A 15315-nucleotide genomic window follows, 5' to 3' on the forward strand; every position below is an offset into this window, starting at 1 on the left:
CGCGTTCATCCACAGCCTCCGGGTTCGTACACAGGGCAGTCTGCGACCTGCAGTCCTCGGTGAACGAACCGATCGTGCGCACTAGCGTCTTCGAGCATGGGCGGCAACGACGATCGGGCGCACACGGTGGCGCGATTGAACTCCGTGCGCAGACAACACGATTCCTCCCGCAATCGTGCCGTGCCCGAGGGCGTGCGACCCGACGCCGAGTCCACGGATCCGGATTGGCTGCTGCCGGAAGCACAACGAGAAGGTGCCCCGTGGTCGGCCCTGCTGCCGGCGCGGTGGCGATCCGCCCGCGTGAACCCGGGGAAACAGGGGGCGCTGGCGATGGCGGCGGCCGGAGTCTTCGTCGTGCTGGTCGCGGGATTCGCGGTGGCCAGGGACGCACCGAGTCCCGCACCGGCACCACCCCTCGCTGTGGTCGCGACCGACAGCTCGGACAGCGATGGCACGGTGGATACCGATGGCACGGTGGATTCTGTGCCGACCGCCGAGGCCGAACTCGTGGTGAGCGTCGTCGGGCTCGTGACGCGTCCCGGATTGGTTCGGCTGCAACCGGGTTCGCGAGTTGCCGACGCGCTGGCCGCGGCAGGCGGCGCTGTCGAGGGTGCCGACCTGCTGGCGCTCAACATGGCCGCGCGAGTCGCCGACGGTGATCAGGTCGTCGTCGGCGTCGTGCCGCCCGAGGCAGCTCCACCGGTCAGCAGTACGACATCCGAGATCGAGGCATCGACAGACGGTAGCGGCGTACCGGCCGGGGTCGGAGGTTCCGCGCCCGGTGGGACGGTGGACCTCAACGCCGCGACCGTGGCAGAACTGGACGCGTTGCCCGGGGTAGGGCCGGTCACCGCGACTTCGATCGTGAAGTGGCGAGAGATCAACGGCCGCTTCACAACCGTGGATCAGTTGTCCGAGGTGGACGGCATCGGGCCCGGCAGACTGGCGAAGATCCGCGACCTGGTGCACGTCGGATGACCACCGGTGCCGAGTCCGCCCCTGCGCCACAGACCGAGGATCTTCTGCCGTTCGACGTGCGACTGGTTCCGGCCGCTGCGGTGTGCTGGTCGATCACCGCGGTCGGGATTCTCGGAGGACCCGCTGCTGCCCTGGCTGCTACCGCCTCGGCGGTTGCAGTGGTGCTGCTCCTCGCGGTGGCACTGCACGGGTTGTCTGCTCGGCGTGCCTGGCCGGGTCCGAGTCGGTCCGGTGCGGCGGCGGTGATCGTGCTGGCGCTGTGCTTCGGGGGAGCGATCTGGCTTCAGATGCGCTCGCTGGCAGAGCATCCCGTGGCGGCGGCGGCAGAGAACCGAGCCTGGATCACCGCGACGGTGCGGCCGGCGGAGGACCCGCGCCGTCTGACGGCTCCCGGGCCCGCGACCGTGATGGTGAAGGCCGCGATGACGCGCGTCGACGTGGGCGGCGAGGCGTGGAACGTCGGTGGAATGGTGGCGATCATCGCACCGGAGTCCAGTTGGTCGGCATTGCTGCCGGGCCAGGTGGTCACCGTGCGGGGCAGGCTCGGCGAGCCGATTCGGTCGGACATGACCGTGGCCGTGATCCGCACTTCGGGTCCGCCGGTGACCGTGGACGAGCCTGGAACGATCTCTGCTGCGGCCGGCACTTTCCGATCGAATTTGGCTGCGGTGGCGCAGAATTCGATGCCACCCGATCGTGCGGGTCTGCTGCCCGGTCTTGTGGTCGGCGACGTGTCGCGGCTGGACGAGACGGTATCGGACAATTTTCGGGCGGCAGGCCTCACACATTTGACGGCTGTGTCCGGAGCGAACTTCTCGATCCTGATCGGTGCGATTCTGTTGGTGTTGCGAGGTGTCGGGGTCGGACCCCGCACCACGGTCGCGGTGGCGTTCGTCGTACTCGTGGCGTTCGTGATCGTGGCCCGGCCGTCGCCGAGTGTGCTGCGGGCGGCAGTGATGGGGTCGATCGGCTTGGTGGCGTTGGTCACCGGCAGGCGCAGGCAAGCGGTACCGGCACTGTGCGGTGCGGTGTTGGGGCTGCTCGCGTGGTGGCCGAGGCTCGCGGTGGACGTCGGGTTCGTGCTGTCGGTGTTCGCCACCGCCGGGCTCGTACTCGTCGCTCCGATCTGGGTCGACTGGCTTCGGGCCCGTGGCTGGCCGAGAGCCGCAGCGGAAGTGGTGGCGGTCGCCGCGGCAGCGCACGCGGTGACGGCGCCGATGGTCGCGGCCGTGTCAGGAACGTTCAGCGTAGTGGGAGTGGCCGCGAACGTGCTGGTGGCACCGGTCGTCGCTCCGATCACCGTGGTGGGCTTTCTGACGGCCGTGACCGCCACCGCCAGCACCTCGCTCGCGGAGCTGATCGCGCAGTTGGTGTCGGCACCGCTGTGGTGGCTGATCACGGTGGCAGAGAGGGCCGCGTCGGTGCCGGGCGCGGGCGTCGTGGTCCCCGATGGCGTCGGGGGCGCAGCACTGGCAGCGTTCTCGACGACCGCGCTGCTGACGGCGTTGCGTTTCAGGGTGTTTCGATGGACGGCCGCGGCCGTGGCGATGGCGACACTCGCGATGTGGACGGCGCACGTTCTCTGGTGACCGCTCGGTCTTCGAGCGGATGCTCGCAGTGTCGGTCGCACATGGCACGATCATGGTCGTGACTTCGAGTGTGGCTCCTCTGCATCTGGTCCTCGGCGACGAGGAACTTCTGATGGATCGCGCGGTAGCCGCGATCGTGGCTCAGGTGCGTACGAATGCTGCGATTCCGGGGGAGGACCTGCCGGTCACGCGGTTGCGCACCGGTGATGCCAGTGCCCCGGAACTCGCCGAACTGCTCAGTCCCTCGCTGTTCGCCGAGGATCGTGTCGTGGTGCTCGAGGCCGCGGCCGAGGCAGGCAAGGACGCTGCTGCTCTGGTACTCGACGCCGCTACCGATCCGCCCGAGGGTGCAGTGGTCGTGGTCATGCACTCCGGCGGCGGCCGGGCCAAGGCGATGGTCGGTGCGCTGCAGAAATGCGGTGCTCAGGTGCACGAGTGCGCCAAGCTCACCAAGCCCGCCGAACGTATCGACTTCGTACGCGGAGAGTTCCGTACCGCCGACGTCCGGGTGAGCGGCGACGTGATCGAGGCGGTCGTCGAGTCGGTGGGCAACGAACTTCGTGAATTGGCGTCGGCCTGTTCGCAGTTGGTCTCCGATACCGGGGGCAAGGTCGATCTCGCCGCGGTGCGTCGGTACTACTCCGGCAAGGCCGAGGTGTCCGGGTTCGACGTCGCAGACAAGGCGGTGATCGGAGACCGAGCCGGCGCGCTGGAGGCTCTGCGGTGGGCCATGCACCGGGGCGTGGCGCACGTGTTGCTCGCCGATGCGTTGGCCGACGCCGTCCGCACGATCGCGCTGGTGGGTTCGGCGGGCCGCGGCGACCCCTTCCGCATGGCAGGGGAGTTGGGCATGCCGCCGTGGAAGATCAAGAAGGCGCAGGGTCAGGCGCGCGGGTGGAACGGTCGATCCATCGCCCAGGCGCTGCGTGTGGTGGCGCAGTTGAACGCCGACGTCAAGGGTCAGGCAGCGGACGCGGACTATGCAGTGGAGAAAGCGGTGGCCGAGGTCGCATCACTGGGCAGGTAGCGTCGACCGACCGCAGAGCGCAGGACAGGCACAGCGCAGGACAAGCCCTGCGCACTGGAAGTTCGGCGCACGAGAAAGCCCGCCGCGTCCTTCTCGGATGCGGCGGGCTCGATCGAGCTCAGAGAGGTATCAGAGCTTGTTGACTGCGAGAGCCAGTGCCGACTTCTTGTTGGCTGCCTGGTTCTTGTGGATGACGCCCTTGCTGGCGGCCTTGTCGAGCTTGCGGCCTGCATCGAGAAGAATCTCGGAAGCCTTGTCCTTGTCGCCCGCAGCCTGTGCCTCGCGGAACGAGCGGATGACGGTGCGAAGGGAGGACTTCACCGACTGGTTGCGCAGGCGTGCACGCTCGTTGGTGAGAATCCGCTTCTTCTGGGACTTGATATTGGCCACGCGTAAAATCCTTGTCGTCTTCGTCGGTATTCCGGTCAGGGCGATCCATGCTGGAATGCCCGAAGTCTGCTGCTGAGCGTTGGAGCCCTGCGCCGAAGATCGAGAATACCAGCACGATCGGCCAGAACCCAATCCGGACCGGGGTGACGATGCGTTTCAAGAAATTAACGCTTCTACCGCGCCTAACTCCTGTCTCTGTAGCAACATGGCCAGAATGAGTCCGCGATCGGCAACGCATGCCACCACCAAGGCCAAAGCGACCAAAACCAAGTCAGCGGATCGTGACGAACCCGAAGCCGACGGAGTGTTCGGCGGGTATTCCGACGTCGGAAAGTACAGTCTCGCCTTCGACGAGATGTTCGACGCCGACGGGCGCACCCGAACTCCGTACAAGGGCATCCACACCGCACTCGCCCCGGCGAACGCGGTGGACCTGGATGCGAGATCCGACGCGCTGGGACGAGCCTTCATCGACCAGGGCATCACCTTCTCTCTGTCCGGCCAGGAACGCCCCTTCCCGCTCGACCAGGTACCCCGTGTCATCGCGGCGGGCGAGTGGTCACGTCTCGAGCGCGGCATCAAGCAGCGCGTCAAAGCTCTCGAGATGTTCCTCGCCGACATCTACGGCGACCAGGAGATCCTGCGCGACGGAGTGGTACCCAAGCGGCTGGTGACCTCCTGCGAGCACTTCCACCGAGAGGCGGTCGGCATCACGCCGCCCAACGGTGTGCGTATCCACGTCGCGGGCATCGACCTCATTCGCGACGCGCAGGGCACGTTTCGTGTCCTCGAGGACAACCTCCGGTCACCGTCGGGCGTGTCCTACGTCATGGAGAACCGTCGCACCATGGCCCGGGTGTTCCCCGATCTGTTCGCCAGCCACCGCGTCCGCGCCGTCGGTGACTACGCCTCGCATCTGCTGCGGGCACTGCGCGCGTCGGCCGCCCTCAACGAGGCCGACCCGACCGTGGTGGTTCTCACTCCTGGCGTCGCCAACTCGGCGTACTTCGAGCACTCGCTGCTCGCGCGACTGATGGGCGTCGAGCTCGTCGAAGGACGCGACCTGTTCTGCCGAGACAACATCGTCTACATGCGCACCACCGAGGGCGAGCGTCAGGTCGACGTCATCTACCGACGCATCGACGACGACTACCTCGACCCCATGCAGTTCCGTCCCGACTCGGTGCTGGGAGTTGCAGGTCTGGTCAATGCCGCTCGGGCAGGCAACGTCGTCATCTCGAGCGCTGTCGGGAACGGCGTCGGCGACGACAAGCTCGTCTACACCTACGTGCCGACCATCATCGATTACTACATGGGCGAGAAGCCGCTGTTGGCCAACGTCGACACGTTCCGGTGCTGGCTCGACGACGAGTGCGAGGAAGTTCTCGACCGCATCGACGAACTGGTCATCAAGCCGGTGGAAGGCTCGGGCGGCTACGGCATCGTCTTCGGGCCCGACGCCTCGCCGAAGGAACTCGCCACGATCAGCAAGAAGGTTCGCGCGGATCCGCGCGGTTGGATCGCCCAGCCCGTCGTGCAGCTCTCGACGGTGCCGACCAAGATCGGCGATCGATTGGTACCGCGCCACGTCGACCTGCGGCCGTTCGCCGTCAACGACGGCGACGACGTCTGGGTGTTGCCCGGCGGCTTGACCCGGGTTGCGTTGCCGGAGGGATCCCTGGTGGTCAACTCGAGCCAGGGCGGCGGCAGCAAGGACACCTGGGTACTCGCCACCCGAACCTCTCTGGAGGAGCAGGAGCTCGCCGGCGAGGAGATCGTCAGCGTTCCACCGGAGTCGCCGATGGCCGAACAGGGCCCGGAGCTGACGATGGACCAGCAGATGAATCAGCAACAGCAACAACAGCAGCAGCAACAGCAGCAGCAACAGCAGGCAACGAACTCGGACTCGAACGGCGGTGGACAGTAAATGCTCGCGCGCAACGCAGAGTCGCTCTACTGGATCGGACGGTACGTCGAGAGAGCGGACGACACCGCCCGCATTCTCGACGTCACCGTCCACCAGCTTCTCGAGGACGCCACGGTCGATCCGGACCACACGTCGCGAGTGTTGTTGCGAGTGCTCGGCTTCAAGCACGAGCCGGACGTCTCGCTCGACGTGTGGTCGCTCACCGAGGTCGTCGCCTTCAGCCGGGACGGGTTGGGTTCGATCGTGGACTCACTGTCCAGCGCACGTGAGAACGCCCGTGGTGCACGAGAAGTCACGTCCAGTGAGATGTGGGAGTGCTTGAACACCACGTACAACGGTTTGAACGAGCGCATCAGGGCGTCCAAGCGCACCGGCCCGGCCGAGTTCTTCAGCTACATCGAGGAGCGCGCCGCGATGTTCGCCGGTCTCGCGGACTCCACCCTCAGTCACGACGACGGCTATCGCTTCCTCCTGCTCGGTCGCTCGGTCGAGCGCATCGACATGATCGTTCGGTTGTTGCTCTCGCGAGCCGGTGACCGGCCGTCGTCGCCGGCTTGGGTCACGGTGCTGCGCTCCGCCGGTGCTCACGACACCTACTTGCGCACCTACCGCGGCGCGCTCGACGCCCAGCGAGTTCTCGAATTCATGTTGCTGGACAGGCTCTTTCCGCGCTCGGTGTTCTACGCACTCAACGAGGCGGAACGTTCGCTCGATCAGCTCGACCATCAGCCCAACAGTCGAGTCGGTGCACGCGCCGAAGCGCAGCGCCTACTCGGCCGCGCTCGTAGCGAACTCGAATTCCTTCGTCCCGGTGAAATTCTCGACGATCTGCAGGAGCGCCTGCTCTCCCTGCAGGAAACCTGCCGTGAACTCGGTGACGCGATCTCCAAGCAGTATTTCCATGCAGCTCCGTGGGTTGCGTGGACGGACGCCGGCTCGGGAACATTCGAAGATCAACTGGAAGGTGAACTGTGAGCTGGCGTATGCGTGTCGTGCACACCACGGGCTATCAGTACGACGCACCGGTGACGTCGTCGTACAACGAGGCTCGGTTGACGCCGCGAAGTGACAACCGGCAGAACGTGATTCTGAACCGAGTCGAGACCGACCCGGTGACGCGTTCCTACCGCTACACCGACTACTGGGGCACAGCGGTGACGGCGTTCGACCTGCACGCACCGCACACCGAGCTCGAGGTCACCGGATCGTCGGTGGTCGAGACCGACCCCTTCGTCTACCCGGACGAGAACGCCTCCTGGGAGGAGCTCGCGAGCGAGCAGGTGATCGATCGCTTCAACGAGGTCCTCGACAACACCGAGTACGTGCCGAAGAACAGGCAACTGGCGTCGGTGGCGAAGAAGCTGTCCAAGGGCCTACCGCCGCAGGAATCGGTGGTGGAGATCGCCAACTGGGTCAACCAGGAGATGTCCTACGTGCCGGGGACCACCGGCGTGCACACCTCGGCCGTCGAGGCGTGGTCGGAGAAGAAGGGCGTCTGCCAGGACTACGCCCACTTGACGTTGTTGATGCTGCGCAGCATCGGCATCCCCAGCCGGTACGTCTCGGGCTACCTGCACCCGAAGAAGCAGGCCGCGATCGGTGCGACCGTCGAGGGCCAGAGCCACGCCTGGATCGAGGCGTGGACCGGCGCCTGGTGGGGTTACGACCCGACCAACGCGATCGCCGTCAACGAGCAGCACGTGTCGGTCGGACTCGGCCGTGACTATGCCGACGTGCCACCGCTGAAGGGCATCTTCTCCGGCGGCGGTTCGACGGCTCTCGACGTGGTCGTGGAAATCACCCGGTTGGCGTGAGCCCGATGCGCGTTGTGCGTCCTTCGCGGGACGCACAACGCGCGCGCATCAGTTCCAGCCGAAGTCGCGACGCAATCTGTTTGCGACGGAATCGAATTGGGGCTTGCTCAGAATCGCACCCTCGCGGCGGATGCCGTCCTCGGGCACATCGAGCACTCGATCCAGTCGAATCCAGCTCGGTCGGCCCTCGGCGTCCCAGGACCCGGACCCGATCGACTGCCAGTCACGGTCTCCGTCGCGGCTGCTCTGGCTCGACAACATCAGGCCGAGCAGGTCGTTGCCCTCGCGTCCGATGACCAGCACCGGGCGGTCCTTGCCCTGGCTGGCATCTTCCTCGTAGGTGACCCAGGTCCAGACGATCTCACCGGGGTCGGCCTTGCCGTCCAGGTCGGGGGAGTACTCGATGGTGCGGGCGCGCTGCGCTGTAGGTCTGGTCTGCGATGCCACCGGACGCCCCGGACGAGGTGCCGGAGCGGACGTGCGCGCGGCCGTTCCGCTGATCGCGTCCTTGCCCTTCTGCAGGGCTCCGGACTTCTGCAGTTGACGCAGCAGCCGAGGTCCCTCGCGCATCGCGATCTTGCCCAGTTCCTTGCCGAATCTGCTCCAGTTGCCAGCCATGCGGCGAGTGTAGCGATGCAGACGCTGCTGCTCATCGCCCGAACCGCGGCAACGTGAACACCCGACTCGGACAGCCGGGGACGGCGCACCGTTCTCGGCGTGGGACGATAGGGAAACCCGTTCGCTCATTTCGAACACGCCAGCCGAAGGATACGAGTGCCCAGCTTCGCCGACACGACGTTCACCGATCCGTCCAGGATCAGGAACTTCTGCATCATCGCCCACATCGACCACGGCAAGTCGACGCTGGCCGACCGGATGTTGCAGCTCACGGGCGTCGTCGACGACCGGTCGATGCGCGCTCAGTACCTCGACCGGATGGATATCGAGCGCGAGCGCGGCATCACCATCAAGGCGCAGAACGTCCGGCTCCCATGGGTCGTCGACGGTGAGGAGTTCGTGCTGCACCTCATCGACACGCCAGGCCACGTCGACTTCACCTACGAGGTGTCGCGCGCACTCGAGGCCTGCGAGGGTGCGGTGTTGCTCGTCGACGCCGCGCAGGGCATCGAGGCGCAGACGCTCGCGAACCTGTACCTGGCCCTGGACAAAGAGCTCACCATCATTCCGGTGCTCAACAAGATCGACCTGCCCGCTGCCGACCCGGATCGCTACGCCGCCGAGATCGCCCACATCATCGGCTGCGAGGCCGACGATGTGCTGCGCGTGTCCGGCAAGACCGGTGTGGGCGTGGAGGAACTGCTGAACGAGGTCGTCAAGCTGGTTCCGGCCCCGGTCGGCAATCCCGACGGCCCGGCCCGCGCGATGATCTTCGACTCGGTCTACGACACCTACCGCGGCGTCGTCACCTACGTCCGCGTCGTCGACGGTGCGCTGAACCCGCGCGAGAAGGTCACGATGATGTCGACCGGCTCGACGCACGAGCTGCTCGAGGTCGGGATCGTCTCTCCCGATCCGAAGGCCACCAAGGGCCTCGGCGTCGGCGAAGTGGGCTACCTCATCACCGGTGTGAAGGACGTCCGCCAGTCCAAGGTCGGCGATACCGTCACCACCTTCCGCAAGGGCGCGACCGAGCCGCTGACCGGCTACCGCGAACCCCGTCCGATGGTGTACTCGGGCCTCTACCCGCTCGACGGCTCGGATTACCCCGACCTGCGCGACGCACTCGAGAAGCTGCAACTCAACGACGCGGCCCTGACCTACGAGCCGGAGACCTCCGTCGCGCTGGGATTCGGCTTCCGCTGCGGCTTCCTCGGTCTGCTGCACATGGAGATCACCCGCGAGCGGCTCGAGCGGGAGTTCAACCTGGACCTGATCTCGACCTCGCCGAACGTGGTCTACCGCGTCGAAATGGAAGACGGTGCCGAACACATCGTCACCAACCCGTCGTACTGGCCCGAGGGCAAGGCGCGGGAAGTGTTCGAGCCGATGGTCAAGTGCACCATCATCTCGCCGAGCGAGTTCATCGGCTCCATCATGGAACTCTGCCAGGGACGACGCGGAGAACTCGGCGGTATGGACTACCTGTCCGAGACCCGAGTGGAGCTGCGCTACACCATCCCCATGGCGGAGATCATCTTCGACTTCTTCGACATCCTGAAGTCCCGGACGCGTGGATACGCCAGCCTCGACTACGAGGAGATCGGCGAGCAGAGCGGCGCGCTGGTGAAAGTCGACATCCTGCTGCAGGGTGAAGCCGTCGATGCGTTCTCGGCAATCGTGCACAAGGACGCTGCTGCCGCCTACGGCAACAAGATGACCACCAAGCTCAAGGAACTCATTCCGCGTCAGCAGTTCGAGGTACCGATCCAGGCCGCCATCGGCTCTCGCATCATCGCCCGCGAGAACATCCGCGCGATCCGCAAGGACGTGCTGGCCAAGTGCTACGGCGGTGACATCAGCCGTAAGCGCAAGCTGCTCGAGAAGCAGAAGGAAGGCAAGAAGCGGATGAAGACGATCGGTCGCGTCGAGGTGCCGCAGGAAGCCTTCGTCGCCGCTCTGTCCTCGGAATCCTCGTCGGACAAGCCGAAGAAGTAGAGCAGCTCCTGGTCGCCGGCAGCGACCTCACACCCTTTCTGCCGACTGCGCGCCCCCGCTCACCTCGGAGCAGGGGCGCGCAGTTGTCAGCAGGGGCGCGCGGTCCCCACCGAATCCGGTCACGAACGGCGCGCGAGTACATTTCGATACTGTGACGACCCCGATTCTGAAGCAGTTACGTGTTCCCGTCGTCGGTGCGCCGATGGCAGGCGGCCCGAGTACTCCCGAACTCGCCCGTGCAGTCTCGGAGGCGGGTGGGCTCGGCATGATCGCCGGTGCGTTGCTGACCCCCGACGCCTTTGCGGCGCAGATCGATTCGGTCCGCGATCTGCTGTTCGGAGTCAATCTCTTCCTGCCCGAGGAACCATCGGGTGCGGACGTGAAGTCCTATGCCGAGCACCTCGCGTCCTGGTTCGAGCGTTTCGACGCGGAGCCGGGACAGCTGGTCCGACGCGACGACTTCTACGCCGAGAAGTTCGCCTGGTTGCTCGCGCACCCGGTACCGCTGGTGTCGAGCACGTTCGCGACGTTCGACGCGGACGAAGTCGCGCAACTGCACGCCGTAGGAACAGAGGTGTGGGCCACCGTCGCCACCGCGTCGGACGCGTCGGTGGCCACCGCCAACGGTGTGGATGCTCTCGTGGTGCAGGGACCCGAAGCGGGCGGGCATCGCGGCACCTTCGACGGCTCGGCCCCCGACGAGCCGCTGACCGAACTGCTGACCGCGGTGCGTGAGATATCCGATCTACCGCGAATCGCCGCCGGCGGACTGATGGACGGCAACGACATTGCGCCACTGCTCGATTCGGGTGCCGCACATGCCGCGCAGCTCGGAACCGCGTTTCTGAACACACCCGAGGCCGGCACCAAGCCGGTGCATCGACAGCAACTGACGGTCGCTTCCGACACTGCAGTGACCAGGGCGTTCTCCGGCCGACCTGCGCGGGGGTTGGTGAACGAGTTCATGCGCGAGAACTCCGAGGCCGCACCACTGGCGTATCCCGATCTGCACTACCTGACCGCGCCGATGCGGGCGAAGGCCGCGGCTGCGGGTGATCCGTCCGGACTCTCGATGTGGGCCGGCACCGGTTTTCGCCGGGCACAGGCGAAGCCCGCGGCCGAGCTGATCGCCGAATGGGCGAGGCAACTCGGCCGCTGAGCCCTCCCGCTCAGGGGTTGGAGTGGGCGGGCTGGAAGTGCCCTGCCACCTGAGCTTCCTCGGCGCGGATGACGTGCACCACCGCGTTGATCAACGCGAGATGGGTGAACGCCTGCGGGAAGTTGCCGAGATGACGGCCGGTGCGATGGTCGATCTCCTCGGCGTAGAGCTTGAGTGGGCTCGCATACCCGAGCAGACGCTCGCAGAGGTGCTTGGCGCGAGGAAGTTCGCCGATCTCGACCAGCGCCGACACGAGCCAGAAGGAGCAGATCGTGAACGTCCCTTCCTCGCCCGCCAGACCGTCGTCGGTGGTGTCGGTTCGGTAGCGCAGGACCAGGCCGTCCTCGGTCAACTCGTCGGCGATGGCCAGCACAGTCGCACGAATGCGTTCGTCCTCGGCAGGCAGGAACCGAAGCAGCGGAGCCAGCAGCAGTGACGCATCCAGCGACGGGTCACCGTAGCGCTGAGTGAGAACACCCCGAGAGTCGGTGCCGTTCTCGAGAATGTCCGCCTTGATCTCGTCGGCGATCTCGTTCCACTTGGCCGAATACTCCGTCTCGCCGTGGATGTCGGCGAGCTTGGCACCTCGGTCGAGCGCAACCCAGCACATGAGCTTCGACGAGGTGAAGTGCTGCGGTTCACCGCGCACCTCCCAGATGCCGCGATCGGGCTTGCGCCAGTTGGCGATCGCCTCCTCCACCTGCCGCCTGAGCAGGGGCCACAGGAATTCGGGGACGTGCTCGCGCGACTTGACATGCAGGTACACCGAATCGAGCATCGTGCCCCAGATGTCGTGCTGCTCCTGGTCGTAGGCTCCGTTGCCGATACGTACCGGACGTGCGCCGTCGTATCCGGACAGGTGCGGCAGTTCACTCTCGTCGAGCGTCTTCTCGCCGCCGATGCCGTACATGACCTGGAGGGGATTGACCTCGCCGTTCGCCGTTGTCGCCACGTCGGACATGAACGCGAAGAAGTCGTTGGCCTCGCGGTCGAGTCCGAGTGTGTACAGGCCCCACAGCGCGAACGTCGAATCACGCACCCATGTGTAGCGATAGTCCCAGTTACGTTCTCCACCAGGGGTTTCCGGAAGCGACGTGGTCGACGCAGCCAGCAGGGCACCGGTGGGGGCGTAGGTCAGACCCTTGAGTGTCAGGGCGCTGCGCTGCAGGTAGCCCCGCCACGGGTGATCGGGGAATCGGCCGATCGTGATCCACTGCCGCCAGCATTCGGAGGTGCGCCACATCTTGTCCGCGGCTTCGTCGAACGTCTGCGGCGCAGGCAGATCCGACCACGAGAGAGCAACGAAGACGTTGTCGCCCTCCGTCATTCGGGTGCGGGCGCGGGCTTCGCGCCCTTCGATGCCGATGCGGAGGTTGGTGGTCAGCTTCAACGTGGGCTGATCACCGCCCGCGCTGGCCTCGCAGGTGGCGGTGGTTTCCTCGTACACCTTGCCGGTGTACTCCCACTTCGCGGGCGCGCGGTGGTAGTCGAAGGCCGGCTCGCAGCTCATCTCGAGTTCGACCGTTCCGCTGACGCACTTGATGGTGCGCAGCAGGATGTGCTCGGCGTCCCAGTCGCTCGGTGCGCGCTTGTGAGTACGAGAGCGCTGGTCGGTGTTGTGCCACGGTCCCATGACGAGTGCATCGCGCACCACGAGCCAGCCGGTTTCGGTCTGCCACGTCGTCTCGACGATCAGGCCACCGGGCAGGTATCGCCGCGCTGCGGGCACCGATTGACCGTACGGCCCGACCCGGAAGTGTCCCGCACTGCGATCGAGGACCGCGCCGAAGATACTGGGGGAGTCAGGGCGAGGCACGCACATCCACTCGACCGATCCGTTGCGAGCGATCAGACAGGTCGTCTCGCAGTCCGAGAGGAACGCGTAGTCGTCGATCGGCGGAAAGGCACTGCGATAGGACGTCAGGGTGGACACCGGTGCGTCGGTGCTGCCCAACGCTCCCTGAACTTCGACCCCGCCCAGACCTGGATGCCCCGACCCCATGGCGGGCTCGTCGGCCACCGGGGGCACTGGCGAAACATCTTCGTATGCCGTCATGGCGTAATCATCGACCGATCCACGGCATGCGTCCACTGCTGGTCGTCGGTCGGCGTGGCGTGAGAGCGGAACGAGCTGGTTTAAGCTGCGAGGGTGGAATCGATCGCACGCTGGTGGGACGGCGTCGAACTGTGGGTGACGGGTTTGCCGTTCGTGCCACAGTCGATAGTCGTGCTGCTGGTCATCGTGCCTACCGCGTTCCTGCTGGCACGTGTCTTCGATCGCGTGCTCGCGGTGGTTCTGCACCTGCTCGGGCGTGATGCACGGGCTGCTCGCGACGCGGAGCTGACGGGTGCGACCACCACTACGACGAAGGATGGACAGTAATGCCTCGGTCTCGGGTCACGTTGGCGCTCATCGCGCTCCTGGTGCTGGTTGTCATCGCCTGGTTGCTGACTCGCTAGCCGATTAGAGTCGGTCCGGATCCTCTGCTAGATTCCTGACCGTGTCTTCTGCCGCCGAGTACCGCGTCCGCCATCAGTTGGCGTTGATTGCTGTCGGCATCCTGGCAGTCGCCGATATCGACTGTTGTTGATTTCTTCCTTCGTCGAATCGGTTCCGTCGATCCGTTGCCCGCGTGCCTGCATCTCGCGGTCGGGTTCGTGGCGAATCCTCTGTGGTTCACGGTGATCTCGCGATGGCACGCGGACACGGTGGTGCTCCGGTTCGACTTCGGCCATGTCGACTTCTGCCCAGCTCGCATTCACTGCACATCATCACGAAAGGTCCTCTCTCGATGAGGCACAACTCTCGCTACCTACTGACCACCTTCGCGGCCGTGGGAACCCTTCTCCTCACTGCATGCGGGGGTGGATCGAGTGACGTCGTCGGCGGTGAGCCGGACACCGCCAGCGGTCCCGCATTGACTCTCGTAGGGTACGCCGTACCCAAGAACGGTTGGGACGCAATCGGTCCGGCGTTCGCAGCCACCGAGGACGGCGAGGGCACGGCGATCAACGCCGACTACGGCGCATCGGGCAATCAGTCTCGCAAGGTGGCCGACGGCGCACCCGCCGATATCGTCAATTTCTCGGTCGAACCTGACATCACCCGTCTGGTGCAGGCGGGCAAGGTCGACGAGGACTGGAACCAGAATGCCTACGGCGGAGTGCCGTTCGGCTCCGTGGTGACCATCGTCGTGCGCGAGGGCAACCCCAAGAACATTCGTACCTGGGACGATCTGATCAAGCCGGACGTTCAGGTGATCAGCCCCAGCCCGCTCAGCTCGGGCTCGGCCAAGTGGAACCTGCTCGCCCCGTACGCGGCGAAGAGCAACGGCGGCCAGGACAGGCAGGCCGGTCTCGATTTCGTTCGCACCCTCGTCGCCGATCACTTCCCGGTTCAGCCCGAATCCGGCCGCGCCGCAACCGAAGCCTTCCTGCAGGGCCAGGGTGATGCGTTGCTCAGCTACGAAAACGAGGCGCTGCTCATCGAGGAGCAGGGACAGAACGTCGAGCACGTGGACGTTCCCGTCACGTTCCGCATCGACAATCCAGTGGCCGTGATCAACAGCAGTGCCAACCTCGACCGCGCCAATGCGCTGAACGATTTCATCTACACCGACGAGGGGCAGAAGATCTGGGCGGAGTCGGGCTTCCGACCGACGAACCCCGACATCGCGTCGGAGTACTCCGACAAGTTCTTCACCCCCGAACAGCTGTACACCATCGATGATCTCGGTGGTTGGACCCAGGTGGATGCCGATCTGTTCGGTGACAGCGGTGCGATCACGACGATCTATCAGGAAAGTACTCGGTAG

General features: G+C 65.6%; 14 protein-coding genes. 11 read left to right on the plus strand and 3 right to left on the minus strand.

Annotated features, from left to right (window positions below; all coding sequences use genetic code 11):
* Positions 1–96 precede the first annotated feature (96 nt).
* The 3 genes from CH306_RS19185 to holA are packed head-to-tail and all read left to right on the plus strand — an operon-like array spanning position 97 to position 3594.
* Complete coding sequence (locus tag CH306_RS19185) at positions 97–978, plus strand: ComEA family DNA-binding protein (RefSeq protein ID WP_094647562.1); 882 nt, start codon at positions 97–99, stop codon at positions 976–978.
* Positions 975–2567 carry a ComEC/Rec2 family competence protein gene (locus CH306_RS19190; protein ID WP_094647564.1) on the plus strand — a complete coding sequence of 531 codons (1593 nt, stop codon included), beginning with the start codon at positions 975–977 and terminating at the stop codon, positions 2565–2567. The genes CH306_RS19185 and CH306_RS19190 overlap by 4 nt, the downstream gene beginning before the upstream one ends.
* A 52-nt stretch (positions 2568–2619) precedes the next feature.
* Positions 2620–3594: a DNA polymerase III subunit delta gene (gene holA / locus CH306_RS19195; protein WP_176459078.1), complete on the plus strand. Its 975-nt coding sequence runs from the start codon at positions 2620–2622 to the stop codon at positions 3592–3594.
* Positions 3595–3723: 129 nt separating this feature from the next.
* On the opposite strand, the gene rpsT is transcribed toward holA, so the two are convergent.
* Entirely contained in the window at positions 3724–3984 is a 261-nt protein-coding gene (gene rpsT, locus CH306_RS19200) for a 30S ribosomal protein S20 (protein ID WP_027497522.1), read from the minus strand.
* 355 nt (positions 3985–4339) lie between these two features.
* Between rpsT and CH306_RS19205 the strand changes: the two genes are divergently transcribed.
* From CH306_RS19205 to CH306_RS19215, 3 genes are read left to right on the plus strand one after another with little or no spacing between them, the layout of a single operon-like run.
* Entirely contained in the window at positions 4340–5911 is a 1572-nt protein-coding gene (locus tag CH306_RS19205; protein ID WP_230596688.1) for a circularly permuted type 2 ATP-grasp protein, read from the plus strand.
* On the plus strand, positions 5912–6886 hold the full coding sequence (locus CH306_RS19210; protein ID WP_032394562.1) for an alpha-E domain-containing protein: 975 nt from the start codon (positions 5912–5914) through the stop codon (positions 6884–6886).
* 8 nt (positions 6887–6894) lie between these two features.
* Positions 6895–7725: a transglutaminase family protein gene (locus CH306_RS19215; RefSeq protein WP_032394561.1), complete on the plus strand. Its 831-nt coding sequence runs from the start codon at positions 6895–6897 to the stop codon at positions 7723–7725.
* A 48-nt stretch (positions 7726–7773) separates the two neighbouring features.
* On the opposite strand, the gene CH306_RS19220 is transcribed toward CH306_RS19215, so the two are convergent.
* Positions 7774–8343, minus strand: a complete 570-nt coding sequence (locus CH306_RS19220; RefSeq protein ID WP_032394560.1) for a type II toxin-antitoxin system PemK/MazF family toxin — start codon at positions 8341–8343, stop codon at positions 7774–7776.
* Positions 8344–8493: 150 nt separating this feature from the next.
* Here CH306_RS19220 and lepA point away from each other — a divergent pair, with 150 nt between their 5' ends.
* Positions 8494–10341, plus strand: a complete 1848-nt coding sequence (gene lepA / locus CH306_RS19225) for a translation elongation factor 4 (protein WP_045194648.1) — start codon at positions 8494–8496, stop codon at positions 10339–10341.
* Between the two features lie 151 nt (positions 10342–10492).
* A complete protein-coding gene (locus CH306_RS19230) occupies positions 10493–11500 on the plus strand; it encodes a nitronate monooxygenase (RefSeq protein WP_094647566.1) in 1008 nt (335 codons plus the stop codon).
* A 10-nt stretch (positions 11501–11510) separates the two neighbouring features.
* Here the strand turns inward: CH306_RS19230 and CH306_RS19235 are convergent, their stop codons facing one another.
* Positions 11511–13502, minus strand: a complete 1992-nt coding sequence (locus CH306_RS19235; RefSeq protein ID WP_373453500.1) for a glycoside hydrolase family 15 protein — start codon at positions 13500–13502, stop codon at positions 11511–11513.
* A gap of 147 nt (positions 13503–13649) precedes the next feature.
* Here CH306_RS19235 and CH306_RS19240 point away from each other — a divergent pair, with 147 nt between their 5' ends.
* The 3 genes from CH306_RS19240 to CH306_RS19250 all read left to right on the plus strand — a co-directional run bounded on the left by CH306_RS19240 (position 13650) and on the right by CH306_RS19250 (position 15315).
* Entirely contained in the window at positions 13650–13883 is a 234-nt protein-coding gene (locus tag CH306_RS19240; RefSeq protein ID WP_045194654.1) for a hypothetical protein, read from the plus strand.
* A gap of 118 nt (positions 13884–14001) precedes the next feature.
* Positions 14002–14091: an Ms4533A family Cys-rich leader peptide gene (locus tag CH306_RS29845; RefSeq protein ID WP_327205197.1), complete on the plus strand. Its 90-nt coding sequence runs from the start codon at positions 14002–14004 to the stop codon at positions 14089–14091.
* A 201-nt stretch (positions 14092–14292) separates the two neighbouring features.
* On the plus strand, positions 14293–15315 hold the full coding sequence (locus CH306_RS19250; RefSeq protein ID WP_032394555.1) for a sulfate ABC transporter substrate-binding protein: 1023 nt from the start codon (positions 14293–14295) through the stop codon (positions 15313–15315).

The organism is Rhodococcus sp. 15-725-2-2b (assembly GCF_002259075.1).
Taxonomy (GTDB): Bacteria; Actinomycetota; Actinomycetes; order Mycobacteriales; family Mycobacteriaceae; genus Rhodococcoides.